Source organism: Luteibacter sp. HA06 (genome assembly GCF_054061215.1).
The window spans coordinates 3072013-3097025 of the sequence record NZ_JBSSDZ010000001.1 but is presented as its reverse complement, the minus strand read 5'-3'; the positions used below and the strand labels follow the sequence as shown (position 1 = coordinate 3097025).

29 protein-coding genes are annotated in these 25013 nt (G+C 64.1%); 16 read left to right on the top strand and 13 right to left on the bottom strand.

Annotated features, from left to right (window positions below; translation table 11 throughout):
• Nucleotides 1-19 precede the first annotated feature (19 nt).
• The 5 genes from ACVWWJ_RS14220 to ACVWWJ_RS14200 form a co-directional block, all read right to left on the bottom strand.
• Entirely contained in the window at nt 20-1588 is a 1569-nt protein-coding gene (locus tag ACVWWJ_RS14220) for a DHA2 family efflux MFS transporter permease subunit (protein WP_456968389.1), read from the bottom strand.
• A complete protein-coding gene (locus ACVWWJ_RS14215) occupies nt 1585-2802 on the bottom strand; it encodes an HlyD family secretion protein (RefSeq protein WP_456968388.1) in 1218 nt (405 codons plus the stop codon). Before ACVWWJ_RS14215 ends, ACVWWJ_RS14220 begins: the two co-directional genes overlap by 4 nt.
• Nucleotides 2799-4259 (bottom strand): efflux transporter outer membrane subunit, encoded by a 1461-nt coding sequence (locus tag ACVWWJ_RS14210; protein ID WP_456968387.1) that lies wholly within the window; start codon nt 4257-4259, stop codon nt 2799-2801. The genes ACVWWJ_RS14215 and ACVWWJ_RS14210 overlap by 4 nt, the downstream gene beginning before the upstream one ends.
• A complete protein-coding gene (locus ACVWWJ_RS14205) occupies nt 4256-4783 on the bottom strand; it encodes a MarR family transcriptional regulator (RefSeq protein ID WP_159896685.1) in 528 nt (175 codons plus the stop codon). The genes ACVWWJ_RS14210 and ACVWWJ_RS14205 overlap by 4 nt, the downstream gene beginning before the upstream one ends.
• Nucleotides 4784-4880: 97 nt before the next feature.
• Nucleotides 4881-5648 carry a TatD family hydrolase gene (locus tag ACVWWJ_RS14200; protein ID WP_456968386.1) on the bottom strand — a complete coding sequence of 256 codons (768 nt, stop codon included), beginning with the start codon at nt 5646-5648 and terminating at the stop codon, nt 4881-4883.
• Between the two features lie 102 nt (nt 5649-5750).
• Here ACVWWJ_RS14200 and ACVWWJ_RS14195 point away from each other — a divergent pair, with 102 nt between their 5' ends.
• Both ACVWWJ_RS14195 and ACVWWJ_RS14190 read left to right on the top strand, forming a co-directional pair.
• Nucleotides 5751-6404: a glycine zipper 2TM domain-containing protein gene (locus tag ACVWWJ_RS14195; protein ID WP_456968385.1), complete on the top strand. Its 654-nt coding sequence runs from the start codon at nt 5751-5753 to the stop codon at nt 6402-6404.
• A gap of 26 nt (nt 6405-6430) precedes the next feature.
• The gene (locus ACVWWJ_RS14190; RefSeq protein WP_456968384.1) at nt 6431-6898 is read left to right on the top strand and encodes a glycine zipper 2TM domain-containing protein; all 468 of its coding nucleotides are present in this window, start codon (nt 6431-6433) and stop codon (nt 6896-6898) included.
• Nucleotides 6899-7212: 314 nt separating this feature from the next.
• Here the strand turns inward: ACVWWJ_RS14190 and ACVWWJ_RS14185 are convergent, their stop codons facing one another.
• Entirely contained in the window at nt 7213-7647 is a 435-nt protein-coding gene (locus ACVWWJ_RS14185) for a cell wall hydrolase (protein WP_159893301.1), read from the bottom strand.
• Nucleotides 7648-8139: 492 nt separating this feature from the next.
• Nucleotides 8140-8952 carry a CAF17-like 4Fe-4S cluster assembly/insertion protein YgfZ gene (gene ygfZ, locus ACVWWJ_RS14180; RefSeq protein ID WP_456968383.1) on the bottom strand — a complete coding sequence of 271 codons (813 nt, stop codon included), beginning with the start codon at nt 8950-8952 and terminating at the stop codon, nt 8140-8142.
• Between the two features lie 127 nt (nt 8953-9079).
• Here ygfZ and ACVWWJ_RS14175 point away from each other — a divergent pair, with 127 nt between their 5' ends.
• The 9 genes from ACVWWJ_RS14175 to lolD all read left to right on the top strand — a co-directional run bounded on the left by ACVWWJ_RS14175 (nt 9080) and on the right by lolD (nt 15441).
• A complete protein-coding gene (locus ACVWWJ_RS14175; protein WP_159893297.1) occupies nt 9080-9247 on the top strand; it encodes a DUF1674 domain-containing protein in 168 nt (55 codons plus the stop codon).
• Between the two features lie 60 nt (nt 9248-9307).
• Nucleotides 9308-9700, top strand: a complete 393-nt coding sequence (gene sdhC / locus ACVWWJ_RS14170; protein WP_159893295.1) for a succinate dehydrogenase, cytochrome b556 subunit — start codon at nt 9308-9310, stop codon at nt 9698-9700.
• Nucleotides 9697-10083: a succinate dehydrogenase, hydrophobic membrane anchor protein gene (gene sdhD / locus ACVWWJ_RS14165; RefSeq protein ID WP_159893293.1), complete on the top strand. Its 387-nt coding sequence runs from the start codon at nt 9697-9699 to the stop codon at nt 10081-10083. Before sdhC ends, sdhD begins: the two co-directional genes overlap by 4 nt.
• Nucleotides 10084-10086: 3 nt before the next feature.
• The gene (gene sdhA, locus ACVWWJ_RS14160; protein ID WP_456968382.1) at nt 10087-11871 is read left to right on the top strand and encodes a succinate dehydrogenase flavoprotein subunit; all 1785 of its coding nucleotides are present in this window, start codon (nt 10087-10089) and stop codon (nt 11869-11871) included.
• Between the two features lie 21 nt (nt 11872-11892).
• Nucleotides 11893-12678 (top strand): succinate dehydrogenase iron-sulfur subunit, encoded by a 786-nt coding sequence (locus ACVWWJ_RS14155; protein ID WP_159893289.1) that lies wholly within the window; start codon nt 11893-11895, stop codon nt 12676-12678.
• A 106-nt stretch (nt 12679-12784) separates the two neighbouring features.
• A complete protein-coding gene (locus ACVWWJ_RS14150) occupies nt 12785-13033 on the top strand; it encodes an FAD assembly factor SdhE (RefSeq protein WP_456968381.1) in 249 nt (82 codons plus the stop codon).
• Nucleotides 13005-13415, top strand: coding sequence for a hypothetical protein (locus ACVWWJ_RS14145; RefSeq protein ID WP_456968380.1), 411 nt, complete (start codon nt 13005-13007; stop codon nt 13413-13415). Before ACVWWJ_RS14150 ends, ACVWWJ_RS14145 begins: the two co-directional genes overlap by 29 nt.
• Before the next feature lie 99 nt (nt 13416-13514).
• Nucleotides 13515-14756, top strand: a complete 1242-nt coding sequence (locus ACVWWJ_RS14140; RefSeq protein WP_159893283.1) for a lipoprotein-releasing ABC transporter permease subunit — start codon at nt 13515-13517, stop codon at nt 14754-14756.
• Nucleotides 14749-15441 carry a lipoprotein-releasing ABC transporter ATP-binding protein LolD gene (lolD, locus tag ACVWWJ_RS14135; protein ID WP_456968379.1) on the top strand — a complete coding sequence of 231 codons (693 nt, stop codon included), beginning with the start codon at nt 14749-14751 and terminating at the stop codon, nt 15439-15441. The genes ACVWWJ_RS14140 and lolD overlap by 8 nt, the downstream gene beginning before the upstream one ends.
• A 233-nt stretch (nt 15442-15674) precedes the next feature.
• Here lolD and ACVWWJ_RS14130 read toward each other — a convergent pair whose 3' ends face one another.
• Both ACVWWJ_RS14130 and ACVWWJ_RS14125 read right to left on the bottom strand, forming a co-directional pair.
• Complete coding sequence (locus ACVWWJ_RS14130; RefSeq protein WP_456968378.1) at nt 15675-16436, bottom strand: anti-sigma factor family protein; 762 nt, start codon at nt 16434-16436, stop codon at nt 15675-15677.
• On the bottom strand, nt 16433-16948 hold the full coding sequence (locus ACVWWJ_RS14125) for an RNA polymerase sigma factor (RefSeq protein ID WP_456968376.1): 516 nt from the start codon (nt 16946-16948) through the stop codon (nt 16433-16435). The genes ACVWWJ_RS14130 and ACVWWJ_RS14125 overlap by 4 nt, the downstream gene beginning before the upstream one ends.
• 133 nt (nt 16949-17081) lie before the next feature.
• Here ACVWWJ_RS14125 and ACVWWJ_RS14120 point away from each other — a divergent pair, with 133 nt between their 5' ends.
• From ACVWWJ_RS14120 to ACVWWJ_RS14110, 3 genes are read left to right on the top strand one after another with little or no spacing between them, the layout of a single operon-like run.
• Nucleotides 17082-18158: a catalase family peroxidase gene (locus ACVWWJ_RS14120; RefSeq protein ID WP_159893275.1), complete on the top strand. Its 1077-nt coding sequence runs from the start codon at nt 17082-17084 to the stop codon at nt 18156-18158.
• Nucleotides 18158-18697: a cytochrome b gene (locus ACVWWJ_RS14115; protein ID WP_159893273.1), complete on the top strand. Its 540-nt coding sequence runs from the start codon at nt 18158-18160 to the stop codon at nt 18695-18697. Before ACVWWJ_RS14120 ends, ACVWWJ_RS14115 begins: the two co-directional genes overlap by 1 nt.
• A 29-nt stretch (nt 18698-18726) precedes the next feature.
• Entirely contained in the window at nt 18727-19755 is a 1029-nt protein-coding gene (locus ACVWWJ_RS14110) for an aminopeptidase (protein WP_456968375.1), read from the top strand.
• A 124-nt stretch (nt 19756-19879) separates the two neighbouring features.
• Here ACVWWJ_RS14110 and ACVWWJ_RS14105 read toward each other — a convergent pair whose 3' ends face one another.
• Nucleotides 19880-20686 carry a c-type cytochrome gene (locus tag ACVWWJ_RS14105; protein WP_456968374.1) on the bottom strand — a complete coding sequence of 269 codons (807 nt, stop codon included), beginning with the start codon at nt 20684-20686 and terminating at the stop codon, nt 19880-19882.
• A 105-nt stretch (nt 20687-20791) separates the two neighbouring features.
• Here ACVWWJ_RS14105 and ACVWWJ_RS14100 point away from each other — a divergent pair, with 105 nt between their 5' ends.
• Nucleotides 20792-21175, top strand: coding sequence for a thioredoxin family protein (locus ACVWWJ_RS14100; RefSeq protein WP_456968373.1), 384 nt, complete (start codon nt 20792-20794; stop codon nt 21173-21175).
• Entirely contained in the window at nt 21172-22374 is a 1203-nt protein-coding gene (gene pncB / locus ACVWWJ_RS14095) for a nicotinate phosphoribosyltransferase (RefSeq protein ID WP_159893265.1), read from the top strand. Before ACVWWJ_RS14100 ends, pncB begins: the two co-directional genes overlap by 4 nt.
• Here the strand turns inward: pncB and ACVWWJ_RS14090 are convergent.
• The 3 genes from ACVWWJ_RS14090 to ACVWWJ_RS14080 form a co-directional block, all read right to left on the bottom strand.
• Nucleotides 22344-23156, bottom strand: coding sequence for a MetQ/NlpA family ABC transporter substrate-binding protein (locus ACVWWJ_RS14090; protein ID WP_456968372.1), 813 nt, complete (start codon nt 23154-23156; stop codon nt 22344-22346). The genes pncB and ACVWWJ_RS14090 overlap by 31 nt on opposite strands.
• Before the next feature lie 79 nt (nt 23157-23235).
• Complete coding sequence (locus ACVWWJ_RS14085) at nt 23236-23910, bottom strand: methionine ABC transporter permease (protein WP_159893261.1); 675 nt, start codon at nt 23908-23910, stop codon at nt 23236-23238.
• The gene (locus ACVWWJ_RS14080; protein WP_456968371.1) at nt 23907-24911 is read right to left on the bottom strand and encodes a methionine ABC transporter ATP-binding protein; all 1005 of its coding nucleotides are present in this window, start codon (nt 24909-24911) and stop codon (nt 23907-23909) included. The genes ACVWWJ_RS14085 and ACVWWJ_RS14080 overlap by 4 nt, the downstream gene beginning before the upstream one ends.
• Nucleotides 24912-25013 lie beyond the last annotated feature (102 nt).

Sequence of the window (25013 nt, the reverse complement as noted above, 5' to 3'; positions counted from 1 at the left end):
CGATTTAGATAACGGCAATTTAATGCGCCGCTGCACCGCCGGCATTTCCAAACGGCGGCTTGGCCAGCCAAAGAACGGGAATCAGGGCGAGGAAAAGCACCGCGCAGCCAAAGAACACGTCGTTTACGGCCAGGGTCAACGCTTCCCGATTCAAGACCTGATCGATCACCGCCAATGCAGGCTTCCCCTGGATCCCGAGCGTGGCTAGGTGGTTCGTGTAGGTGGCAGTCGCTGGTGAGGCCTGGGTTACGTACTCGGTCAGCGACGCATGGTGTGACTCGCCCCGGTGTTGCCAGAGCGTCACCGTGAGTGCCGTGGACACGCTGGAGGCCAGGGTGCGGAAAAAGTTCGACAGACCCGACGCGCCGGCGATCTGGTCCGGATTCAGGCCGGACAGGAAGATCTGGTTGAGCGGGATGAAGAAACAGGCGATGGCGATGCCCATGATGAAACGGGGCAGGACCAGCGTGGCGAACGAGGCGCCACTGTTGAAGCCGGCGAACCAGAACGAGGTGAAGGCGAACACCATGAACGCGAACGTCACCACGGCGCGCAGTTCAAGTCGCTGGATATTTTTTCCGATGAAGGGCGAGACGATGAAGGCGAGGATGCCGACGGGCGCCGTGGCGAGCCCGGCCCAGGTGGAGGTGTAGCCGAGGGTGGTCTGCAACCAGAGGGGAAACACCACGTTGATGCCGAAGAAGGCCAGCATGCCCAGCGACAGGGCTGTCACGCCCACCGCGAAGTTGCGGCGGCCGAACAGCGACAGGTCCACCACTGGATGTTTCGCGGTGAGTTCCCAGATCACCAGGAAGACCAGGGCGACGAGCGCGATCAGGCCCAGGGTGACGATCAGCGGGGAGGCGAACCAGTCGTGGTCGTTGCCATTGTCGAGCATGAACTGCAACGCGCCGACGCCGATGACGAGCAGGGCCAGGCCCACCGTATCGATCGGCGCGCGCAGGATCTTCGTTTCACGATCGCGCAGGATCGTCCAGGTGATGACGCCGGCGAGCGCACCCACGGGCACGTTGATGTAGAAAATCCACGGCCACGAGAAGTTGTCGGTGAGATAGCCGCCAAGGATGGGGCCGAAGATCGGCGCCACCACGACGGTCATTGCCCACATCGCGAGGGCCATGCCCTGTTTGGTTTTCGGATAACTCGATAGCAACAGGGACAGCGACAACGCCACCATCGGACCCGAGCCTGCGCCCTGCAGCAGGCGGAAGAACACCAGCATGGGCATGCTGGTCGCCAGGCCACAAAGCATCGAGAAGAGCACGAACAGCATGACTGAGACGACGAAGGTCCTCACTTCACCGAAGCGCTTCGCCAGCCAGCCCGTTAGCGGTTGCATGATCGCGCTGGCGAGGGAGTACGAGCTGATCGCCCAGGTACCCTCGCTCGAGCTCACGCCCAGGCTGCCGGCGATGTGCGGCACGGCTACGTTGACGATGGTCGTGTCGAGAATCTCCATGAAGGTGGAGAACGCAACGGCGATCGTCAGCACGGCAAGTGTCGCGCCCTGGATCGGCTTGAGGCCGCTCGCAGGCGCGGCGTCGGGGATGGCGGCGGCGTCGCTCAAGGCACGCTCGCTCCGAGGTTGGCGCCCGCGCCGAGGTTCTTGCGCACGATGACGTCTGCGGCAGCGTCGGCCTTGGCGGCGACGTCGTCATAGACGTTGGTCTGTGCCACCGGCGTGGTCGACGGTGACTTCGCCAGTACGTCGCCCGCATCGTCCGTGATATCGACGGTGACGTCGGTGGAAAGGCCGATGCGCAGTGGATGCTTGTCGAGGTCCTTCGGCTCCAGCGCGACGCGCACCGGAATGCGCTGCACGACCTTGATCCAGTTGCCGGTGGCGTTTTGCGCTGGAAGCAGCGAGAACGCGCTGCCGGTACCGGCACCCAGGCCGATCACCTTGCCGTGGTATTCCGTGCCACCGCCGTAGATGTCGGCTTCGATCTTCACCGGTTGGCCGATGCGCACGTGGCGCAACTGGCTTTCCTTGAAGTTGGCATCGACCCAGAGGTCGTGCAGTGGCACCACGGTCATCAGCTGCTGGCCGGGCTGCACGCTGTTGCCGACCTGCACGCTGCGCAGCGCGACATAGCCGTCGATGGGGGCGACGATGGCGTTGCGCTGTGCGGCGATCCACGCCTGGCGGAAACCGGCGCGTGCCTGTTCCACGGCGGGGTTGCTCTCCACATCGCTGCCATCGACCAGGGCACGCGAGGCATCGGCCTGGCGCTGCGCGGATTCAAGGGCGGACCGGGCGGTATCCACCGCGTCGCGTGCGTGTTGCACTTCTTCCGGGGCCACGGCCTTCTCGGCGAGCAACGGGATGCGGCGCTTGAGGTCGTCCTGCGCGCGCTTCAGATCCTGGCGGCGCGTTCCGAGCGAAGCATCGGCGCTGGCGGCGGACTGGGTCTGCTGACGCACCTGGCGCACGGCCTGGGCGAGTGCGCTGCTGGCCTTGCGCAGGGCCACATCTCCATCTGTCGGGTCGAGCTTCACCAGCACCTGGCCGGCGTTCACGCGCTGCGTGTCGTCAGCGAAGACGCCCACGACGATACCCGGCACCTGGGCCGATATACCGACCTGATTGCCACCGACGTAAGCGTCATCCGTGGTCACGCGTTTGGAAAAAACGAACAGCCAGAGCAGGAACCACGCCAGCGCGGCGAGGGCGAAGACGAGCGCGGCGATGAGCAGCGCACGGTTCCGTTTGCCCTTGTCCTTGGGCGCATTGCCGCTTTCTTCCTGCGTGCGCGGCGTGTCGGTCGTGGTGGCGCTCATGGGCTCTGGGTTCCGTTCGTGCTGTGCGTGGAAGAGGAATCGATGGGTTCGGCGCGGTAGCCGCCGCCGAGTGACTTGATCAGTGCAACATCGGTGGAGAGGGCCTGACCCTGCAGGTCAGCGTCCATGTCCAGCTGCTGCGCAAGGGAGGCCTCGGTCTCGAGTGACTCGCGGTCGTCGCGGACGCCGCGGGCCGCTCGCGCTTTCGCGCTAGCCAGCAGCGTCCTGGCGGCATCGATCTGTTCGGCCTGTTGTGTCCGGCGGCCGGCGAGCTGCCGGGCGCCCAGGGCTTGCGTGGCTACGTCGCGTGCGGCGGAGGCTACGGTGGCGTTGTACTGGGCCACGGCCGCGCCTAGTTGCGCCTGGCTGACGCCGTGGTTGGCCTCGAGCGTCCCGCCTTCGAAGATCGGCAGGTGGAGCGCCGGGGTCAGCGAGAAGACCCGGCTGCTGGCCGAGAAGAGCTTGTCCATGTCGATGCTGGACAGCCCGGCCATGCCGGTCAGGCTCACATCGGGGAAGAACTGGGCGCGTGCTGCGTCGGTCTGGCGCAGGGCGGCTTCGACCTGCCAGCGGCTGGCAGCAATATCGGGGCGGCGGGCCATCAGGTCGCTGCCGACATTCGACGGCAGGCCCGTGCCTATATCGGGCAGGGCATGGGGCGTGAGTGCCGGAAGCTGTGCGGGGGAGACACCAACCAGCGTCGCGATCGACGCCCGTCGAATATCTGCGGAGCCTTGCAGCGCCACGCGTTGCTGACGGGCGCCGGCCAGTTCAGCGCGAGCCTGCTGGGCGGTATCGGGAACGTCGACACCCTGCTTCACTCGCAGTTCGGCGATGCGCAGGCCGCGTTCGCGCACGGCGACGGCTCGGTCGGCAATCGCCACGCGGGACATGTCGGCGAGCCAGCCGAAGTACGTGTCGGCCACGACGGCCTGAATTGCCAGCGATGACGCGGAGCGTTCCGCTTCCGCGGCACGCGCGCTGTCGATGGCGGATTCAAGCGCGAAGCGCTTCTTTCCCCACCAGTCGAAGTCGTAGCTGACCTGCACGCCGATGTCGGCCTGGTTGTACCAGGTGAAGCCAAGGAACTGGGCGGGGATCAGGCCGTGTTCGCTCATGCGCTGGCGTGCGACCTGGGCGCTGCCGTCGACACGGAGCCCTGCCTGCGCGGCGGCGACGCGAATATTTTGCTGCGCGGAGTCGACGCGGGTTTTCGCCTGGGCGAGATCGGGTGCGCCGCGCAGGGCCATGTCCATCAGGGTATCGAGCTGCGGATCGTTATAGGCGCGCCACCACTCGGCGGCAGGCCAGCCCGGGCGCTGATCCGTGACCAGGCCGGCGAGCGGCACATCCGCCCGTAGCGCGGGCTTGTCGATTTTCGCGGGGATATGGCAGCCAGCGAGCAGGGTAGCTACCGCGGCGGCGAGCAGCGCGGGGCGGAGCAGGGCAGGTTTCATGGGGTGTCGTCCGTGTCGACCGTCGAGTCGATGTGCAGGGCGAGCTTCTTCAAAAGCTTCTCGAAGGTCTTGCGCTCGGCGGAACTGAAGCAGGCGAAGTTCTCCAGCAGGGGCGGGAACATCGGCGGGAGCATCTTGTTGACGAACCGCCGGCCGGCCGGGGTGATCCGGAGCAGTACCTGTCGACGGTCGTGGGTGGCGTGGGACCGCGAAATCAGGTCCTTTTTGGCCAGCGCATTGGCAATGCGCGTCATGTTGGTCGGCTTCTGCTCGGCCAGGGCGCAAAGCTCGCCGGGCGTCGCGCTGCCGTCTTCACTGCTGTACAGCATCATAAGCGTGCGGAAGTCGCTGTCGTTCATGCCATAGGGCTTGAGCTTGCTTTCGAACTCGCGCAGCAGGGCACCTGCGGTAAGCATGAGCAGCCGGACGAGGAAGACCTCGGACTTCGGCAGCCCGTCGATACTTTGAGCGACGCGGTCCACACCCTCGTAGAGGGCGTCGACACATGGTTTGAGGCTGGACATTTCGCTGGCTAATAGTTCGCTGGTGAACTATCAGGTTAGCAAGCATCTGCGTCCGGGCGCAATGTGTCTGCCCGAAGCTCCCAGAACAACGGGAGCGTTACGGGAGCTTGAAGAGTTTTGCTGCGTTGGCTGTCGTCGCGGCGGCGATGTCCTCCATCGACTCCTCGCGGAGTGCTGCGATGGTGTCGAGGACATCCGTCATGAAGGCCGGTTCATTGCGCTCACCGCGGTGATGCGCGCAGGGTTGGTCGGGTGCGTCGGTTTCCAGCAGCAGCCATTCCAGCGGCATCGAAGCGACCACGCGGCGGATACGGTTTGCCCGGTCGTACGTCACCGGGCCGCCGATGCCGAGATGGAAGCCGAGGTGGAACAGTTGCCTCGCCTGTTCCTCACTGCCGGAGAAGCTGTGAACGACGCCCCGCAGGCCGCGGAAGCGGCGCAGGGTATGGATCACCTCTTCGAAGGCACGACGGGCGTGCACGATCACCGGGAGGTCGTGGTCGCGGGCGATCTCGAGTTGGCGGACAAACACCTCACGCTGGCGTGTGGGATTGAGGCCCTCCACGTAAAAATCGAGTCCGATTTCGCCGACGGCGATGGCTTCGTTGCACTGCAGCCAGTCAGGCAACTCGGCCAGGTGCTCATCGCGATGGCTATCGATAAGGAGGGGGTGCAGCCCATACGCCGGATACGCACCTTCACGCGCCGCACACAAACCGTTGATCGTTTCCCAGTTTCCACGGTCGATCGCCGGTACGATCCAGCGCCGCACGCCGACGTCACTCGCCCGGCGGAACATCGCGCTGCGGTCCGCGTCGAAGGATTGATCGTCCAGATGGGCGTGCGTGTCTACCAGATCGAGCATGTCAGTCAGCGGCCGGTTGGGTTGTAGTCTGCAGTCTAAGGCGTCGTTCAGTTTAACGACTGTCAAATGTAAACCGAGGCGACTTCCGGGTGATGGGGCTGAATGCACCATCGAGTCGCCGACCTTTGTCAGGAGAGTAGGGTTATGAGCAGGTTGAAGATTTCCGTCCTGAACGCTGGTTTGGGCGCGGCCCTTTTGTTGGGCCTTTCCGCCTGCAACCGCGATGCGAACGCCGATGTGGCCAATGCGCCGGGCGCCGGTACGGCCTCGTTGAATGCCGCCGCCGCGCCGCAGCCCGAGCCGGTCGGCCCGAAATATGGCCGCGTCGTCAGCGTCGATCCCGTCCGCGAGGCCGCCACGTCGGCTCAGCGCCAGTGCCACGACGAGGTTGTGACGCGCCATGTGCCGGTGAGGGATCAGCACCAGGTCGCCGGCACCGCAATTGGCGCCGTCGCAGGCGGCCTGTTGGGCAACCAGATCGGTCACGGCAAGGGTCGTACGCTTGCGACGGTCGCGGGAGCGGTGGGCGGCGGCTACGCCGGTCACGAGATCCAGGAGAACCGCCAGGAAAACAACACGACTACGAGCACGGTGCGCAAGTGCGAGACGGTGCAGGGTAGCAGCGGTGACAAGGTCGTCGCCTACGACGTGCGCTATGAGTACAACGGCGTCACCCGTTCCGTGCGCATGGACCATGACCCGGGCGATCGCGTCCAGGTGCAGGAAGGCGTTTCCGTCATTTCCGACGCGCGTTGATCACAACACCTATCAGGACGTCATCCATGCACAGTATCGTCCGTAAGTCCGGCCTCGTTGCCGCTGCCATCGCCACGCTTTCGTTGACGGCGTGCTATGAGCCGCCGCGTCGTGTCTACCACGAGGATCGCGTGGTGTATTCCGGTCCGCCGCGTGGCTGTGACCAGTGCGGTACGGTCAGCGACGTCGAGCAGGTCTACAAGCAGCGTGACTCGTCGCCGCTCGGCGCCGTCATCGGGGCTGTGGCGGGTGGGTTGCTCGGTAACACCGTCGGCCATGGTGACGGCCGTACTGCTGCCACCGTCGGTGGCGCCGTTGCGGGCGGGTTCGTGGGTAATGCTGTCGGTCAGCGTAATGGAGCCGACGAAGTCGTCTTCCGCGTGCGCATCCGCCTGGATGACGGGCGAGTCGCTACGGTCACGCAGCGCGAAGATCCACAGCTTCGCCGTGGTGACTATGTCGTCATCCAGGGCGATCACGTCTACCGCCGATAGTCCGCGCAGCCTGGAGATGGCGGCAACGGCTCTCCATGTGGGAGCCGCTTCACCGGCGATAGCAGGTCGCGGATGTAGTAAATGGACGTCTAGACGTCTAAACCGGAAAGGCCCGCTGTGAAGCGGGTCTTTCTTTTTTAGTGGGCCGGGTTGTGGCGAGCACCCATCGCCGATGAATCGGCTCCCACAAAAAGCAGGGGTCCGATAAGGTCGGAAAAAAGGCCAAAAAAAAGCCCTCATCCGAGGGCCCCTTTTCCCAAGAATCCCAAGCTGCCCGCCTGGATTCTTTTTCCCCCGCGTGTTCTTCGCTTACGTCAGTTGACGGCGTAGAACGCGTGGTCGCCGATCTTGCGAACGACGCGGCTGGCGGACCAGCTCGGCGCGACGGCTACGGTCGCGAAATGATCTGCCTGCGGAACATAAACCAGGCGTTCGCTCTTCGGCAGGCTCCAGTTATTGAGCGAGTCGCCGGCGATTTTCCATGCCTTGGTCCACGAGACGAGGTCGGTAACCTCGAAATCCTTCGGCGTGGTGGTGATTGCGAACTGGCGTGGCGCCGAGACGACTGCACACACCTTGTCGCCGCCCATGCCGCGATCGCGGCGCCGTAGGGCGACTTCCGCCACGGCGTACTGGCCGATGGTGGGTTCGCTGCGTGCTTCGAGATAAACCGTCGTCGCCAGGCACGTCTGGTCAGCGAGGTGGCTTGGAAGGACGGACGCCATCCATAGCAAAGCGGAAAGTTTCATGTGTATCTGCCTCCAACGAGCTTTTCCGTCACTTGCGGCATTCTTTGGAAAGAGCCATGGGGGACGTATGAGCGGTAGACGGGCGGGCAGGCCGTTACTACCTGGACCAACCGAAGGCATTCGCTGTGAATCTGTTGGGCGAATGAGTCGGGCGTCACACACTGTGACTGTACTGAACGGCTGTCCGGAGCCGTCCGGTAATGGGGGTGCGCCGAAAGGGAGCGGCATCGCGCAATGGGCGGCGGCTCCGTCGGCTTACTACGCGCAGTGAGAAGGTGCGCGCGTTTCGTGCTCCGGCTTTTGCCGGGTCGCGCCAGAACCGTCATCGTCGACGGATCGTCGCGGGTGTAACCGTGATGCAACACCACAGCCACCTGAATGGATCGGCGGAGCCTAGTGGCGTGGCACGTATTTGGCAAGTGCGTGCGCGGCACGGTTCAGCTTTTGCTCACACACGTTGCAGAACTTTATTTTACGAACATCGTACAAAGCTCACGCATCAAACGTCGATACGATGTGCAGACGCGCGCCTTCTATTTCAAGAGTGTCCGCCTGAACAGCTGAGTCATCCAATACGACAAGCGACATAGGCTTCGCCGTCGATGCGTGGGACATCAACACGATACCGACGCTGTTGCCGTCAATGCGTATCGATTGTCCTTCGTCAAGCGGCTGCTCCGATGTAACGGCGTGCAGATGCTTCTTGTGGCCGCCCAGGTAATGCAGTCGCGCCGCGATTTCCTGTCCTGGAAAACAGCCTTTAGTAAACGAGACCGCGCTCAGTCGTTCCATCGAAAGTGCAGGTGGTAACAACGCATCGTAGGCTGCCGTCGGCAGCCATGCATAACCTTTCTCGATGTGTCGCGCATGCCATGCATCGTTGCGATCGATGCCGTCGTCGTTTGCGTCGTCGTTTGCATTGCTGAAACGCACCGATTCATCGCCCTCACCGAACGAGATCGCACCGTTTTCATCTTCATGCACATGCATGTCGTCGAGCGCATTTCCGTCACTCGTGTGCAGCGCATCCGACACGGTGATCTTCACCTTCGAGCGGAAGACGAAACGACGCAGGTCGTTCGCAATCGCTTCACCGTCACCACCTCGCGGAATGACGACGAGCCGTTCGTCCTCGGGTCGGGCAATCTGCAGCATCGCGCGGACCCGGCCTTTGGGGTCGAGCCAGCCACCCCATTGCCACTGGCCCCGGGGCAGCCCCAGGACGTCGCTGCTGAACTGGGCGTTGGCGAAGGAGGCCGCGTCGGGGCCGGTCAGGGTGATACTGCGAGTGGTACGGCTCGGCATGGGGAGGCGCAAGGCAGGGCGGAAGCGTAAGATATACGGCCGGGCCAAGGCCAAACCAACCCTCCTCCATGATCGTGAAGGTTGTGCTGAGGTGGCACAGGTATTACGCTTTTAGGGCTTTATAACCATGTCCGACAATCCCTCCGAACCCAAAGACACGAACGGCACCGCTCCGGCGAAACCGCTCGTCACGCCGATCGTCCCCACGAACGGCACGCCAGGGGTCGAGAAAGCGCCATTGGACCCAACGCGTTACGGCGACTGGGAAAAGAACGGACGCTGCATCGACTTCTGAGGATCGGAAGGCGAGGGGTATACCGTCGGGCATCAGCGATTCCAATCCAGGATAGCCGCCATGGCACAAACGGGACGACCGCTCTCACCGCATCTCCAGGTCTACAAGTGGCAAGTGCAGATGGCTTCTTCCATCCTGCATCGCGTCACCGGCATCATCCTCGCCGTCGGTAGCCTGATCATCGTATGGGGCCTCGCCGCCCTCGCTGCCGGTCAGGACGCTTTTGCGACCTTCACCGCCTGCGCTGCCAGCCCCTTCGGCATGATCATCATGGTCGGCTGGACCCTGGTCTTCTTCTATCACCTGTGCAACGGCATCCGTCATCTGGTCCAGGACACCGGCAAGGGTTACGCGATCGAGTCGTTCGTCCGTTCGAGCTGGATGGCGATCATCGTCTCCATCGTGCTCACGGTCGCCGTATGGGCCTATGTACTGACCGGGAGCCACGCATGAGCAAGGACCTGCGCAACCCGCTGGCCCGCGCCCGCGGCCTCGGCTCGGCAAAGGAAGGCGTCGGCCACTGGATGACCCAGCGCATCACCGCGCTAGCCCTGGTGTTCCTGACCCTCTGGTTCGTCATCACCGTGCTTGGCCTGATGCACACCGACTACGCCACGGCGCGCGCGACCATCGCGAAGCCCTGGAACGCGGTGCTGCTCATCGCTCTCGTCATCACCATGTTCAGGCACGCCGTGCTTGGCCTGCAGGTGGTGATCGAAGACTACGTCCATACCCGCTGGCTCGAAATGACCTCGCTGGTTCTCATCAAGTTCATCGCCGTACTCGCCGCGCTTACGGGCGTGCTGGCCGTGCTGCGCATCGCGCTCGGAAGCTGATCGATGGAATCCTATAAGATTCAACAACACAAGTACGACGTGATCGTGGTCGGCGCCGGTGGCGCGGGCCTGCGTGCCACGTTCGGCCTGGCAGAGAAGGGCCTCAAGGCCGCCTGCATCACCAAGGTCTTCCCGACCCGTTCGCATACCGTCGCTGCGCAGGGTGGCATTTCCGCCGCGCTCGGCAACATGGGTGAAGACGACTGGCGTTATCACTTCTACGACACGATCAAGGGTTCCGACTGGCTCGGCGACCAGGACGCGATTGAGTACATGTGCCGTGAGGCCATCCCGGCCATCATCGAGCTGGAACATTACGGCGTGCCGTTCTCGCGTACCGAGGAAGGCAAGATCTACCAGCGTCCGTTCGGCGGCATGACCACCCACTACGGCCAGGGCACCGCGCAGCGCACCTGCGCCGCGGCCGACCGTACCGGTCACGCCATCCTGCACACGCTCTACCAGCAGGCGCTCGCGCACGACGCCACCTTCTTCATCGAGTACTTCGCCATCGACCTCGTATTCGAGGACGGCAAGTGCGTGGGCGTGCTCGCGCTCGACATGAATGAGGGCACCCTGCACCTGTTCCGCGGCCACGCCGTGGTCATGGCGACGGGCGGCTACGGCCGTGCCTACTTCAGCGCCACCTCGGCCCATACCTGCACCGGCGACGGTGGCGGCATGGTGCTGCGCTCCGGCCTGCCACTGCAGGACATGGAGTTCGTGCAGTTCCATCCGACCGGTATTTATGGTGCGGGTTGCCTGATCACCGAGGGCGTGCGCGGTGAAGGCGGTTACCTGACCAACTCCGAGGGTGAGCGCTTCATGGAGCGCTACGCGCCGAACGCGAAGGACCTCGCGTCGCGCGATGTCGTGAGCCGCGCGATGACCATCGAGATCCGCGAAGGTCGCGGTGTGGGCCCGAAGAAGGACCACATCCACCTGAACCTGATGCACCTCGGTCCCGAGGTCATCAACGAGCGTCTTCCGGGCATCGCCGAGTCGGCACGCATTTTCGCCGGCGTCGACGTGACCAAGGAGCCGATCCCGGTCCTGCCGACCGTCCACTACAACATGGGCGGCATCCCGACCAACTATCACGGCGAAGTCGTGACCAAGCGCGACGACGATCCGGATTCGATCGTGCCGGGCCTGTTCGCCATCGGCGAGGCGGCCTGCGTGTCGGTCCATGGCGCGAACCGCCTGGGCTCGAACTCGCTGCTCGACCTGGTCGTCTTCGGCCGTGCCGTGGCGCATCGTTGCGCCGAGCTGATCACGACGGGCACGCCGCACAAGGATCTCCCGGCCAACGCGCTGGACAAGATCCTCGCGCGCTTCGACGGCCTGCGTCATGCCGACGGTTCGAAGCCGACCGCCGACATCCGCGCTGAAATGCAGATGACGATGCAGTCCGACGCCGCGGTGTTCCGCACCGGCGAGACGCTGAGGGAAGGCAAGGCCAAGATTTCCGACGTATACGCCTCGTTCGGCCAGGTCAAGGTCAGCGATCGCTCGATGGTCTGGAACTCCGACCTCATCGAAACGCTGGAACTGTCCAACCTGCTAGCGCAGGCCGTGGCGACGATGCATTCGGCGGAGCAGCGTCCGGAAAGCCGCGGTGCGCATGCCCGCGAAGATTTCCCGGACCGTGACGACCACGACTGGCAGAAGCACACGCTGGTGTGGATCGACGAGGCCGGTAACTCCAGCTTCGACTTCCGCCCGGTGCATATGTACACCCTGACGGACGACGTAGAAGTCGTGCCGCCGAAAAAGCGCGTTTACTGATACCGGACCGGAGAGGCAATCGTGGCAGAGTTCACGCTACCCAAGAATTCCAAGATCCAGGCCGGCAAGCATTTCCCGGCGAAGGGCGCGAAGAATGTTCGCACCTTCAAGATTTATCGCTGGACGCCGGACGACGGCCAGAACCCGCGCACCGACACGTACGAGGTCGATCTCGATACGTGCGGTCCGATGGTTCTCGACGCCCTGCTGAAGATCAAGAACGAAATCGATTCGACGCTCTCGCTGCGCCGCTCGTGCCGTGAAGGCATCTGCGGGTCGTGCGCGATGAACATCGACGGCACGAACACGCTGGCCTGCACCCGTGCGATCGACGAGTGCAGCAGTGGGACGGTCGCCATCTATCCGCTGCCGCACATGCCGGTGGTGAAGGACCTGGTGCCCGACCTCACGCATTTCTACGCGCAGTTCGCGTCGATCAAGCCGTGGATTCGCACGCAGAGCCCGGCGCCTGCCGACAAGGAGCGCCTGCAGTCGCCGGAAGACCGCAAGAAGCTCGACGGTCTCTACGAGTGCATCCTGTGCGCCTGCTGCTCCACGTCGTGCCCGAGCTACTGGTGGAACGGCGACCGTTACCTCGGTCCGGCGATCCTCCTGCAGGCCTACCGCTGGATCGTCGATAGCCGTGACGAAGACACCGGTGCCCGCCTGGACGATCTCGAAGACCCGTTCAAGCTCTACCGTTGCCACACGATCATGAACTGCGCGCGCACCTGCCCGAAGGGTCTCAACCCGGCCAAGGCGATCGCGGAGATCAAGAAGTTGATCGTGCAGCGTCGCTCGGCCTGATACAGGCCATGTGGGAGCCGATTCATCGGCGATGGCCGCGGAGCGGCCTCCAGGGTGTTGCAAGCACCCTATCGCCGCTGAAGCGGCTCCCACAGATAACACGCTGATGGAAGAAGCCCGCCTCAAACGCCTGCGCTGGCGGACCCGCCGGGGGACGCGTGAGCTCGATCGCCTGTTTGGTGGCTGGCTGGATGAGCGCTACGCCGACGCCGATGAGGCGAAACGGACGGCATTCGACGAACTGCTGGACGTGCAGGATCCCGATCTCTGGGATTGGGTGATGGGTCATGCCCGCGCCACCCGCGACGACTGGCAGGTCATCATCGATGAAATTCGCACGCGGCATCAGCTTTGACGTCCGGCCGTCGCCACTTCTGAGCCGTTTCGTACTTCTGATCGTCGCGCTCGCGACGATCGCTCCGCTGTTCACCTCGCTTCCCTGGATCGCTCGTCTTGCGCTGTCCGGCCTGATCCTGGCCGTTGGCCTGGGGCGTGCGGCGCATGGTCGCAGCCCGGAGTTGCAGGTACTGGAATGGGCCTTCGATGGGCTCTGGACCGTTCGGGAGCGCTCCGGACGCTCGTTTCCGGCCGAACTCGTGGCCTCGCGCGTGGTCGGAACCTCGGTCTTCCTGCATTTCCGCTGGAATGGCCGGGCAGGGCACGTAGCCCTGTTGCCCGATAACACCGACGCAGAGCATCTGCGGGTCCTCAGGGCCCGCCTCTCGGCGGCGCGCTGAGACCCACCAACTTGCCGGAACCGGCGGCATCGGGCACTCTGCCGCGCGGTGCATGCCTTTCGTGGCGGGCTCCCTCCTTACAGGCTGCGATCGACAGGTATGTTCAGACCCCTCGAACTCTTTATCGGACTGCGCTACACGCGCGCCAAGCGTCGCAACCAGTTCATCTCGTTCATCTCGACGGTCTCGATCGTCTGCATCGCGATCAGCGTCACCGCGCTCATCACGGTTATGTCCGTGATGAACGGCTTTGACAGTGAATTGCGGACGCGCATCCTCGGCGCGGTGTCACACGTCACCGTGTCCGGCATCGACGAGACCGTGCAGAACTGGCAGACCGCGGTCAAGACGGCCGAGGGTACGAAGCACGTGCTCGGCGCCGCGCCCTACGTCGAGACCCAGGCGTTCCTGCAGGCGAAGCGTCCCAGCGGTGCGCTTATCCGTGGCGTGGTGCCGTCGATGGAGCCGAATGTCTCCGACCTCGACAAGCACATGGTCGAAGGCAAGATGTCGGATCTCACCGACCGCAGCTGGAAGATCATCCTGGGTCGTGAGCTGGCCCTCACGCTGGGCGTGAACGTGGGCGACAAGCTCACCGTGGTCGTGCCGCAGTTCACTGCCACGCCGATGGGCGCGGTGCCCAAGTTGCGCAGCTTCACCGTGAGCGGCATCTTCGAGTTGGGCATGCAGGAGTACGACGCGAACCTCGCGCTCGTGTCGATGCCCGATGCCGAACGGCTCAACGGCCTTGAAGGCCCCACGGGGATCCGCATCAAGCTGGACGATATGCGCCAGGCCTGGCCGGTGGCACAGGAGCTGGTGAACAAGCTCGGCCAGGCGTACCGCGTCGAAACCTGGATGGATACCCACGCCAACTTCTTCCGTGCGATCGACATGGAGAAGACGGTGATGTTCGTGATCCTGTCGCTGATTATCCTTGTCGCCGTGATCAACCTGATCTCGATGCTGATGATGCTGGTTACCGACAAGCAGGCCGATATCGCCATTCTGCGCACGCTGGGTTCCACGCCGCGTAGCATCATGGGCATGTTCATGGTCCAGGGCATCCTGGTCGGTATCGTCGGCATCGGTTTCGGCGTGTTTCTTGGTGCGGTGCTCTCGCTCAACCTGCCGGTTATCGTCAAGTGGGTCGAGCACGTCACCGGGCAGACCTTCCTCTCGCCGGACGTGTACTACATCAGCGAACTTCCCAGCCAGCTGCTGTGGTCCGACGTGGGCTGGGTGGTGCTGATTACCTTCCTCTTCTCCCTGCTGGCCACGCTTTACCCCGCGTGGCGCGCCTCGCGCACGCAGCCTGCCCAGGCGCTCCGTTATGAATAAGCCCAACGACGACATCGTGCTGCGCGCTACGGGCGTCGCCAAGGTCTACGAGGAGGGCGACCTGCGCACGGGCGTGCTGTCCAACGTGAACTTCGCCCTGCGTCGCGGTGAGACGATGTCCATCGTCGGTGCATCCGGCTCGGGCAAGTCGACCCTGCTGCACATCATTGGCGGTCTGGACACGTTGACGGCCGGCAAGGTCGAGGTGAACGGCCGCGTGCTTTCCGAGTTGTCGGATGCCGAGCGTGGTCGCGAGCGCAATCGCTCGCTTGGCTTCATTTACCAGTTCCATCATCTGTTGCCTGAGTTCACCGCGCTGGAGAACGTGTGCATGCCGCTGTTGATTCGCGGCGTGTCGATTTCCCAGGCACAGAAGGAAGCGACGGCTTTGCTCGATCGCGTGGGGTTGAGTGCTCGTCTGCGGCATCGTCCGGCTGAGATGTCCGGTGGCGAACGTCAGCGCTGCGCGGTGGCGCGTGCGCTGGTGACGCGGCCGGCTTGCGTGCTCGGTGACGAGCCGACCGGCAACCTCGATGAAGCCAATGCGGCGGCGGTTTACGAGCTGATGGTCGAGCTCAATCGTGAGATAGGCACGAGTTTCGTACTGGTAACGCACGACTCACGTCTTGCCGGGAAAATGGATCGCACGCTGGAACTGCACTCGGGCGAATTGCACGAGAAGTAATGCGGACCTGTAGGAGCCGATTCATCGGCGAAGCCCTTTGAAGGAGCCGATTCATCGGCGATGTGGGAGCCGCTTCAGCGGCGATGTGGGAGCCGCTTCAGCGGCGATTCCGCGGCAGCGGGCCAGCTCACGGCGAGCACCCAATCGCCGCTGAAGCGGCTCCCACAGGAAGCGGCTCCCACAGGAAGCGGCTCACGCAGGAAGCGGCTCACGCAGGAAGCGGCTCGCGCAGCTCAGATGGCTTTGACGACGATGCGTTGCGCCGCGGCCCGGCCGGCGGCGTCGGCCAGGGCTACTACCGCGTAGTTGTGCCAGCCGTCCGACCAGTAATTGGCCAGCAGGCCGTTGTCTTCGCGTTCTCCGCGAGGCAGCAGGCGGCGGGCGGCGCCCGGCGGCCGCACGTAGAAGCTCACCGTGTGGCCGTTGCCGTCGTCGTAAAGGACCATGGCCGCCGGGCCCTGGTCCGTGGCGAAGAGCCTTCCCCCCATGGGCCGGAATCCGGCATCGGCGAGGTCGGGCAGGTGCACGGTGGCACCGACACGGCCGGCCAGCCAGGCGCGCAGGTCGCCTTCGTTGCCGGTCGTGATGTCCATGCCCACGCCGTGATCGACGGCGAGCAACTGGTAGGCCTGCATGGCATCTGCCATCGGAGCGATGCCGCCGGTTCCCATGCCGCGTCCGACCCAGCCACCGATGCCGCCGAGAGCCAGGCACAGCACCAGACCCGCCGCCATGGCCGCGCGGCTCAGGCGGCGCCTGTCGCGCCGCTGGCGGACCACGGCAGGGTCCATCGCGTCTTCCCTGGATGGTGCCGTGCCCAGATCACCTGCAAGCAGCGTGCGCAGTTGCTGGGCATCCTGCCGCCACGCGTGGACCTCCTCGGCGCGCTCGGGGTGCCGGCTAAGGTAACGCTCCACCTCGCCACGCCGCGGGCCGTCGAGGTGGCCGTCTACGTAGGCATGGATGTCGTGTTCGCTGGGAGGCGTCGTGTTCATTTCAACAGTCGCAGGGGGGGGGTTTCCGTGCTGCCGCCTTCGCCGAGCAGGCGCAGGGCCCGGCGGGCGCGGGAAAGTCGGGACATGACTGTGCCGATGGGGATCTCGAGGATGTCGGCCACTTCCTGGTAGCTCATGCCCTCGACGGTGATCCACAACAGCAGGCTGCGTTGTTCCACTGGCAGGCCGGCAAAGGCGGCGAGTGTGGAGTGGGCGATGGCAACGCGCTCGGCCGAGGGCCAGGTGGGTTCGTCCTGGTGCAGGCTGCCGAGGAGCCGGGCGTATCGGCTGGCACGACGCTTCCCGTCAAGGAACAGGCGGTACAAGATCGCGAAGAGCCAGGCGCGCAGACTCTCGTCTTCACGGCGTGACGTCCATTTCGACAGGGCGCGCTCAACCGTCGACTGAACCAGGTCGTCCGCCGCGTGGGGGTCGCGAGCGAGCCATAGCGCGAAGCGCCGCAAGCGCGGCAGCAGCGGGCGAAGGGCTTCATCGATTCGCGGGTCGGACATGCCGGGCCTCGTACCTGGGGCGTTCCATCACTGTCAGACGCCGTCCGGGGAAGATTATTCCTTCGGAAGGGAATAAAAGTCGTGGACGTACGTCCCACACTGGAAACGCGATCCCGCGGGAAGGAGCAGGACCATGCAAGAACCCAAGAAGCGACCCCCGCCGGCCAATTTGGCCGGACGTTGGGCACTGATAGGCCTTGTCGTTGTAGTCGTTGCGGGGGCATTTGCCTACGTGGGCGGCTGGCTGACGCCATCGCGACTTACGCCGAAGCGCATCGTCAATGCGCTGCAGGCCACCGGTGGCGACCACCCCGGCTACCGGCGAAACCATGCCAAGGGCATCTGCGTCGGTGGCTATTTCGAGGCCAGTGGCGCGCTGGCCAAGTACTCGTCGTCCCCGTTGTTCGCTGGCGGCCGCACGCCGGTGGTCGGGCGCCTGGCCCTGCCGGGTGGCAATCCTTATGCCGCCGACAGCAGTGTCCCCATCCGCAGCTTCGCCCTGCGCTTCGACCTTGCCGATGGCGAGCAGTGGCGCACGGGCATGAATGCGATGCCGGTGTTCCCGGTTTCCACGCCGCAGGCGTTCTACGACCTTACCGTGGCGACCGGCCCGGATCCGGCCACGGGCAAGCCGAATCCGGACAAGGCCAAGGCCTTCTTCATGAGTCACCCGGAAGCAGGCCCGTTCCTTGGCTGGATCAAGACGGCCAAACCGGCGGCCAGCTACGTCGACGAGACCTACCAGAGCATCAACGCGTTCTACCTGCGCGACGCGAATGGCGAGCGCCATGCCGTCCGCTGGAAGGTTGTGCCGGAAACGCCGGCGACTGGCGATGGCGGCCCGGCGGCGGGCGACACCGACTATCTCGACGCCGACCTGACGAAGCGCCTGGCCCAGGGCCCGGTGCGCTGGCACCTGCAGATGGTTCTCGCCGCTCCCGGCGACCCCGTCGACGATGCGACGAAAGCATGGCCGGATGACCGGCAGACGATCGACGCGGGCGTCGTCGTGATCGACAGCTCGCAGCCGCAGGCGAACGGTCCCTGCCGTGACGTCAATTACGATCCGACCATCCTGCCGCACGGTATCGAAATATCGGGCGATCCGATCATCGTCGCGCGTTCGGCGGCCTATGCGGTGTCCTATCTGCGTCGTACCGGTGAGGAGGGTCATCTCCCGGGTACCGAGCACCCGAAGGAGACGAAGTGATGAGCCGCGTCGACACGTTCCACCCCTTTGCCCGTGTAATCCACTGGCTGATGTCGATCATGATCCTCACCATGTTGTTTGTCGGTGCGGGTATGGTCACCAGCGTCGAGGCCAAGCACGCCTGGTTGTTGTCCATCCATCGGCCGCTTGGCATCACTATCTTCATTCTTGCGCTGATCCGTCTCGGATTCCGCCTGACGCATAAGGCGCCGCCACTCCCGGCGGATATGCCCGAGTGGCAGAAGCTCGCCGCGCATGGGTCGCACTGGATGCTCTATGGCCTGATGATCGCCATGCCGCTGATCGGCTGGGGCATGCTGTCGGCGGGTAACTTCCCCGTGACGCTGTGGTCCGGTTTCCAGCTGCCGCCGATCCTGCCTGCCGGCCCGGCGCTGTATGCCTGGCTCCGCGAGGCGCACCGGTATCTCGCGTGGCTGTTCTTCCTGACCTTCCTGGCCCATATGGGCGCAGCCCTGATGCACGGGCTGATTCGTCGCGATGGTGTCCTGGAATCGATGACCGGTGGGTCGAGCGATTGACGCGCGGGTCGGTAAGGCACAATGCACGCATGCGCTATGCCTTACTTGCCCTGATCACCGTGCTCGCTGGTTGCCGATCGCTCGGCTATTACGCGCACGTGACCCATGGACAGGCGGCGTTGCTCACGCAACGCCGCTCCATCGACAAGGTCGTCGCGGATCCGAAGACACCTGACAAGACCCGCCAACGGCTCGAGCTTGCGCTGGACGCCCGGCGTTTTGCCTCGAAGCAACTCGACCTGCCGGATAACCGCAGCTACACCTATTTCGTGCAGTTGGACCGGCAGTGGGTAGCGTGGAACGTGTTCGCTGCTCCTGAACTTTCCGTGGCGCCGGTGACGCATTGTTTCCCCATTGCCGGTTGCGTGGCCTACCGCGGTTTTTTCCGCAAAGACTTCGCCGATCGTGAGGCCTCGCGCGAACGGTCGCTCGGTCACGACGTGGCGCTAGGCGAGGTGCCGGCGTACTCGACGCTGGGTTGGTTCGCCGATCCCATCCTGAGCAGCATGATGCGTTGGGACGACGATGAACTGGTGGGAACCATCTTCCACGAGCTGGCGCACCAGAAGATCTACGTGAAGGACGATTCCTCCTTCAACGAATCCTATGCGAGCTTCGTCGAGCAGGAAGGCGTGCGCGAGTGGAGGCAGGCGCGTGGCCTGCCACCGCCGGACGAGCACGGCGATGCTCTGGACCATGCGTTTACGCGAGAAGTACTCGCGCTTCGTGACCGGCTGAAAGCGATCTATGCGCAGCCGTGGACGGACGCTGCGAAGCGTGTCGCCAAGGGCGAAGAGTTCGAGGATTTCCGCGGGCGGTACCTTGCGTGGCGCGCGGGGGAGGCCGGTGGCGACCGTCGTTACGACCGCTGGATGGCGCGGCCGCTGAATAATGCGTCGTTGCTGCCATTCGGGCTCTACGACACCTGGACGTCATCGTTCGCGACGCTGTTCGACCAGTCGGGCAGGGCGTGGCCGCTGTTTTTCGCGAAGGTGTCGGCGTTGGCGAAGCTATCGCCCGACGAGCGCACACGACAGCTGCAAGCCCTGAAGCGCTAGGTTCGCCGGCGGGCGGATTTCTGTGGGAGCCGATTCTCGGCGATCCCGCGGCAGCGGATCAGGTCGGCGCGAGCACCCATCGCCGCTGAAGCGGCTCCCACAAAAGCCAGGGCATTGTGCCTGGTCAGGGCTTAGCCTTTCGGTTAGCCATGTGCTTGAGGTAGGCGACGAGGTTGTCGAGGTCGGCATCCGACAGCGTCTCGCGATTAAAGCCGGGCATCCTGGCCTGCGGCCAGTGGCGCATGTCCTGCGGGTTGCGCACGAGGGTGCGCAGCATGTCGTCGCGCAGGTACTCGGTCGGACTGTGCGGGATATTCAGATCGGGTCCGAGCTTCGCATCGCCCTGGCCGTTGAGCGTATGGCAGGAGATGCAGTTGCGCTGGAAGACGGCGAAGCCTCGCGTGACCGGGTCGTTTGCCGAAAGACCGGGGGCAGGGCGCATGGCCGGGAAGCGGCTCGCCGGGTCGGCGAGCATACGGATCGAAGCGACCTGGTAAGGCCATTGCTCGGTGCCGACGTGGCCGGCCTCTGGGTTCAGCCACACCAGGTAGAAGGGGCCGGCGCCCGGCTTCCCATCGCCGAGGGCAGGCCAGGGCTTGCCTGGGGGCTCGATCGCCAACCATGCCTGAGCACCATGGGAGTCGAGGATCAGGCCGGCCGGTATCTCGGCCGCGAAGCCATCCAGCGCGGTGAACTGGAGATGGGCATCCGGTGCCACGCCGTCGAGGAGCGCCTTCATGGGCACGGCCCTGTACGTCATGCTGCGGCGATACGAGACGTCACCGGGCACCGAGATCTCGCGCACGTCAGGACGGGCGAGCAACTGCTCCGTGGTCAGGGCGCGTGCGCCATGGCCTGTGTCGATGGTCAGCGTCGCGGCCTGGCAGAGCGTGGCGCAGAGGGTAAGCAACAATCCGGTCAACAGGCGCACGGCGGGGTCCTTCTGGCTTGGCGAGGCGACACGGTGTCGCGGTACCATCGGATTATCGCTCGCGCGGCCCCATGTCGGGGCTTCGACCCGATCACGGATTCACCCATGGCCGACACGACTGTCCCCGAGTTCTTCGAGCGCTTCCCGATGACGCGCGTCGTCAATGCGGGTCTCGATGCCGACCTCGCTGCGGACGATAACCGCATCGCTATCCTGTTCCTCTGGGGTCGCGACTGCCCGAATTGCGATATCGCCAAGCGACAGATCCTCCTGACCAGCGAGCGTTTCGTCTGGCCCGAGGTGCGCTGGCTGCACGACAACGTCTATGACGATCCGACGATGGGGACGCGCTTTGGCCTCCACGGTATTCCCGCCTTCTTCCTGTTCCACCGCGGTAAGAAACTCGGCCGCATTACCGCCTGGCCAGGGACGCAGCCGTTCATCGACGCGGTAAACAAGCAGATCGCACTCACGGGTGCCGCCGCATGATCATCCAGTCGCTGCTCGATACCGACCTCTACAAGTTCACCATGATGCAGGTGGTGTTGCATCAATACCCCGCGGCTGAAGTGGAATACCGTTTCCGCTGTCGTACGCCGGGCGTCGACCTTGTCCCGTTGATCACGCGCATCCGCGAAGAGCTTGACCATCTCTGCTCGCTTCGCTTCGGCGATGACGAACTCGCCTACCTGCGCACGCTGCGTTTCATCGACAGTGATTTCGTCGACTTCCTCGGGCTATTCCACCTCAATGCCCGTTACGTGACGATCGCGCCGTCCACTGATCACGACGGCGAGATCGACATCGTCATCACTGGTCCGTGGCTGCATACGATCATGTTCGAAGTGCCATTGTTGGCCATCGTCAACGAGCTTTACTTCGCTGCGAATCATCCTGAGGTCGATCTCGACGAGGGCAGAGCAAGGCTTCGCGCGAAGATCGCCCTGCTGCGCGACACCCAGGGCTTCGACCGGGTCCGCATTGCCGATTACGGCACGCGCCGGCGCTTCTCCCGCGCCTGGCATGAAGAGGCCCTGCAGATCATGAAGGCCGAGTGGGGTCCGCATCTTGCCGGTACCAGCAACGTCTGGTTCGCCATGCGCCAGGGGTTGGTGCCGATTGGCAGCATGGCGCATGAGTACCTGCAGGCGTTCCAGTCTCTGGGGCCACGGTTGCGCGATTCGCAGACCGCTGCGCTCGAGGCATGGGCCCGTGAATACCGGGGCGACCTTGGTATCGCGTTGTCCGATGTCTACGGCCTCGACGCATTCCTGCGCGATTTCGACATGTATTTCTGCAAGCTGTTCGACGGGGCACGCCATGATTCCGGCGATCCGTTCATCTGGGGCGATCGCGTGCTTTCGCACTACGTCCACAACCGTGTCGATCCGCGCACGAAGACCCTCGTCTTCAGCGACGGCCTCGATATTCCACGGGTGATGGACCTGTACTCACACTTTGAAGGACGCTGCCAGCTGTCGTTCGGTGTCGGTACCAACCTGACCAACGATGTCGGGCCGTCGCCGCTCAACATCGTGATCAAGATGACGCGCTGCAATGGTCAGCCTGTGGCGAAGCTATCCGACTCGCCGGGCAAGAACATGAGCGACGACATGGAATACGTCTCGTACCTGCGCAAGGTGTTCGGCTTGCCGGCTCAGAACGCCGGCAGTACCGCGCCGTTGTAGTTCTTCTCGATGAACGCCTTCACCTCGGGCGAGGTAAGGGCGGCGGCGAGCTTCTGAACGCGCGGATCGTCCTTGTTGTCCGGACGCGAGACGAGGAAGTTCACGTACGGGGAATCCTTGTCTTCGATCAACAGGGCGTCCTTCACCGGGCTCATGCCGGCGGCGAGGGCGTAGTTCGTGTTGATCAGCGCGAGATCCACTTCGTCGAGCACGCGCGGCAGCATGGCGGCCTCGAGCTCACGGAACTTCAGGTTCTTCGGATTTGTCGCGACGTCTTTCAACGTGGCCAGACGATCGTTCGGATTCTTCAGCGTGATCAGGCCGTGCTTCGCGAGCAGCAGCAGCGCACGGCTGTTGTTGCTCGGATCGTTCGGGATGACCACGTTGGCGCCGTCGGGCAGCTGGTCGATGGTCTTGTACTTCTTCGAGTAAGCGCCGAACGGCTCGATGTGCACGCCGACCACCTTGACCAGGTTGGTGCCGCGTTCCTTGTTGAAGGCATCGAGGTAGGGTTCGGTCTGGAAGAAGTTGACGTCCAGCTGCTTCTGCGCCACCTGCATGTTCGGTTGCACGTAGTCGGTGAACACCTTGATCTCCAGGTTCACGCCCTGCTTCGCGAGCAGCGGCTTGATCTCCTTGAGGATCTCGGCGTGCGGCACCGGCGTGGCCGCCACGGTGAGCGTGACCTCGCCGGAGCCATCCTTGCTGCCGCCATCACCACCCGAACAGCCTACGAGAAGCATGGCAAGGGAGGCGGCGAGGGGGAGCAGGTACTTCTTCATGGAGGCATCCGTGGCTTATGTTGCGGTGCGCCAGCATAGACGTCCATACCGCCGGATGCAAAGACGGCCGCGCCGCCGTTCAGCGACGGCTATAGCGAGTAACCAGGCGGTCGCCGAGGGACTGCAGGATCTGCACAAGCACCACCAGCAGGGCGACGGTGACCAGCATGTAATCGGGTTTGTATCCGTTGTAACCATACTGGTAGGCCAGCGCACCAAGGCCGCCGGCGCCGACGATGCCGCCCATGGCCGTGTAGCCGACCAGGGCCACGGCAGTGACCGTCGCGCTGGCAATCAGGCCAGCACGGGCCTCGGGTAGCAATACCCGCGTCACGATCTGCCCGGTGGTCGCTCCCATGGCCTGGCTGGCTTCGATCACGCCGCGATCTACCTCGCGCAGCGCCGTTTCGACCAGGCGGGCAAAGAACGGTGCCGCGCCGATCACCAGCGGCACGATGGCGCCGCGGATGCCGATGCTTACGCCGGTAATCGCCTTGGTGACCGGGATCAGCAGGATCATCAGGATGATGAAGGGCACCGAGCGCAGCACGTTGACGACCAGCGAGAGCAGGCCGTAAAGCTTCGGTTTCGCATGAAGCTGTCCGCGCGCCGTCAGGAACAGCCAGATACCCAGCGGCAACCCGAGAAGCGCCGTGAACAGCAACGAGCCACCGAGCATCAGCAGGGTGTCGATGCAGGCCTGGCCGATTTCGGCCCAGTCGATATTGGGGAACAGGGTCTGCATGGGGCTCATCGGGCCACCTCTTCGATGTCGACGCCGGCGTTACGGATCTGCATGAGCGCGTCGTCCACCCGTTCGCCGTTCATGGCCAGGGTGAGCTGGCCGTACGGGGTGTCCTTTATCCGGTCGACGCGCCCCGACAGCAGGTTGTACTCGACGCCCGTATCGCGCACGACGTTGGAGAGCACGGGCGAATACGTGGCTTCACCGCGGAACGACAGGCGGAACAGGCGGCCGGCCACGCCGGAGAACTCGGGGCCGTGCCCTTCAGAATGATCGGCTTCTGCGACGAAGCGACGGGTGGTGGTGTGTCGCGGATGCAGGAAGACATCGGCGACGGCGCCCATTTCGACGATCTGCCCGGCGTCGAGCACGGCGACGCGATCGCAAACGCGGCGAATCACATCCATCTCGTGGGTGATCAGCACGATGGTGAGTCCCAGCCGACGGTTGATGTCCGCGAGAAGTTCCAGCACGGACGCGGTGGTCTGCGGATCGAGGGCGCTGGTGGCTTCGTCGCAGAGCAGGATGGACGGCCGGCTGGCCAGCGCGCGCGCGATGCCGACGCGCTGCTTCTGGCCACCGGAAAGCTGGGCGGGATACTTGCGCGCATGCGCGGTGAGGCCGACCAGCTCCAGCAGTTCGTCCACCCTGGCGGTGATTTCGCCATCGGAGATATTGCCCTGGAGACGCAGCGGGAAGGCGACGTTCTCGGCCACCGTGCGCGAGGAGAGCAGGTTGAAGTGCTGGAAGATCATGCCGATACCGGCGCGCAGCTTGCGCAGCTCGATACCCGTGGCATGGGTGACGTCGTTGTCCTCAATGAAGATGCGACCCGCAGTAGGGCGCTCGAGGAGGTTGATCAGGCGGAGCATGGTCGACTTGCCGGCACCCGAGTGGCCGATGATGCCGAAGACTTCACCGCGTTCGATCACCAGGTCGATGGGCTCGAGTGCGGGAACGAGGACTCCGTCGACCTGATAGGACTTGGAAGCAGCGGCGAAACGGATCACGGAGGTTCCGGGAGGGACGAAAGCGCTCATGGTAGCCCAAGCCGCGCCACGGCCGGCGTTGCGGGGGTAGACTCCGGGGATTCCACCCACGTATGGAGACGC

What these genes read in the sequence shown, in the direction of transcription:
- lolD (WP_456968379.1), top strand. Translation starts at nt 14,749, where the DNA reads ATGAATAAGCCCAACGACGACATCGTGCTGCGCGCTACGGGCGTCGCC.
- sdhA (WP_456968382.1), top strand. Translation starts at nt 10,087, where the DNA reads ATGGAATCCTATAAGATTCAACAACACAAGTACGACGTGATCGTGGTC.
- ACVWWJ_RS14085 (WP_159893261.1), bottom strand. Translation starts at nt 23,910, where the DNA reads ATGAGCCCCATGCAGACCCTGTTCCCCAATATCGACTGGGCCGAAATC.
- ACVWWJ_RS14215 (WP_456968388.1), bottom strand. Translation starts at nt 2,802, where the DNA reads ATGAGCGCCACCACGACCGACACGCCGCGCACGCAGGAAGAAAGCGGC.
- ACVWWJ_RS14175 (WP_159893297.1), top strand. Translation starts at nt 9,080, where the DNA reads ATGTCCGACAATCCCTCCGAACCCAAAGACACGAACGGCACCGCTCCG.
- ACVWWJ_RS14115 (WP_159893273.1), top strand. Translation starts at nt 18,158, where the DNA reads ATGAGCCGCGTCGACACGTTCCACCCCTTTGCCCGTGTAATCCACTGG.
- ACVWWJ_RS14190 (WP_456968384.1), top strand. Translation starts at nt 6,431, where the DNA reads ATGCACAGTATCGTCCGTAAGTCCGGCCTCGTTGCCGCTGCCATCGCC.
- ACVWWJ_RS14125 (WP_456968376.1), bottom strand. Translation starts at nt 16,948, where the DNA reads ATGTCCGACCCGCGAATCGATGAAGCCCTTCGCCCGCTGCTGCCGCGC.
- ACVWWJ_RS14200 (WP_456968386.1), bottom strand. Translation starts at nt 5,648, where the DNA reads ATGCTCGATCTGGTAGACACGCACGCCCATCTGGACGATCAATCCTTC.
- ACVWWJ_RS14185 (WP_159893301.1), bottom strand. Translation starts at nt 7,647, where the DNA reads ATGAAACTTTCCGCTTTGCTATGGATGGCGTCCGTCCTTCCAAGCCAC.
- ACVWWJ_RS14120 (WP_159893275.1), top strand. Translation starts at nt 17,082, where the DNA reads ATGCAAGAACCCAAGAAGCGACCCCCGCCGGCCAATTTGGCCGGACGT.
- ACVWWJ_RS14130 (WP_456968378.1), bottom strand. Translation starts at nt 16,436, where the DNA reads ATGAACACGACGCCTCCCAGCGAACACGACATCCATGCCTACGTAGAC.
- ACVWWJ_RS14140 (WP_159893283.1), top strand. Translation starts at nt 13,515, where the DNA reads ATGTTCAGACCCCTCGAACTCTTTATCGGACTGCGCTACACGCGCGCC.
- ACVWWJ_RS14090 (WP_456968372.1), bottom strand. Translation starts at nt 23,156, where the DNA reads ATGAAGAAGTACCTGCTCCCCCTCGCCGCCTCCCTTGCCATGCTTCTC.
- ACVWWJ_RS14100 (WP_456968373.1), top strand. Translation starts at nt 20,792, where the DNA reads ATGGCCGACACGACTGTCCCCGAGTTCTTCGAGCGCTTCCCGATGACG.
- sdhD (WP_159893293.1), top strand. Translation starts at nt 9,697, where the DNA reads ATGAGCAAGGACCTGCGCAACCCGCTGGCCCGCGCCCGCGGCCTCGGC.
- sdhC (WP_159893295.1), top strand. Translation starts at nt 9,308, where the DNA reads ATGGCACAAACGGGACGACCGCTCTCACCGCATCTCCAGGTCTACAAG.
- ACVWWJ_RS14145 (WP_456968380.1), top strand. Translation starts at nt 13,005, where the DNA reads ATGAAATTCGCACGCGGCATCAGCTTTGACGTCCGGCCGTCGCCACTT.
- ygfZ (WP_456968383.1), bottom strand. Translation starts at nt 8,952, where the DNA reads ATGCCGAGCCGTACCACTCGCAGTATCACCCTGACCGGCCCCGACGCG.
- pncB (WP_159893265.1), top strand. Translation starts at nt 21,172, where the DNA reads ATGATCATCCAGTCGCTGCTCGATACCGACCTCTACAAGTTCACCATG.
- ACVWWJ_RS14195 (WP_456968385.1), top strand. Translation starts at nt 5,751, where the DNA reads ATGCACCATCGAGTCGCCGACCTTTGTCAGGAGAGTAGGGTTATGAGC.
- ACVWWJ_RS14110 (WP_456968375.1), top strand. Translation starts at nt 18,727, where the DNA reads ATGCGCTATGCCTTACTTGCCCTGATCACCGTGCTCGCTGGTTGCCGA.
- ACVWWJ_RS14205 (WP_159896685.1), bottom strand. Translation starts at nt 4,783, where the DNA reads ATGTCCAGCCTCAAACCATGTGTCGACGCCCTCTACGAGGGTGTGGAC.
- ACVWWJ_RS14150 (WP_456968381.1), top strand. Translation starts at nt 12,785, where the DNA reads ATGGAAGAAGCCCGCCTCAAACGCCTGCGCTGGCGGACCCGCCGGGGG.
- ACVWWJ_RS14210 (WP_456968387.1), bottom strand. Translation starts at nt 4,259, where the DNA reads ATGAAACCTGCCCTGCTCCGCCCCGCGCTGCTCGCCGCCGCGGTAGCT.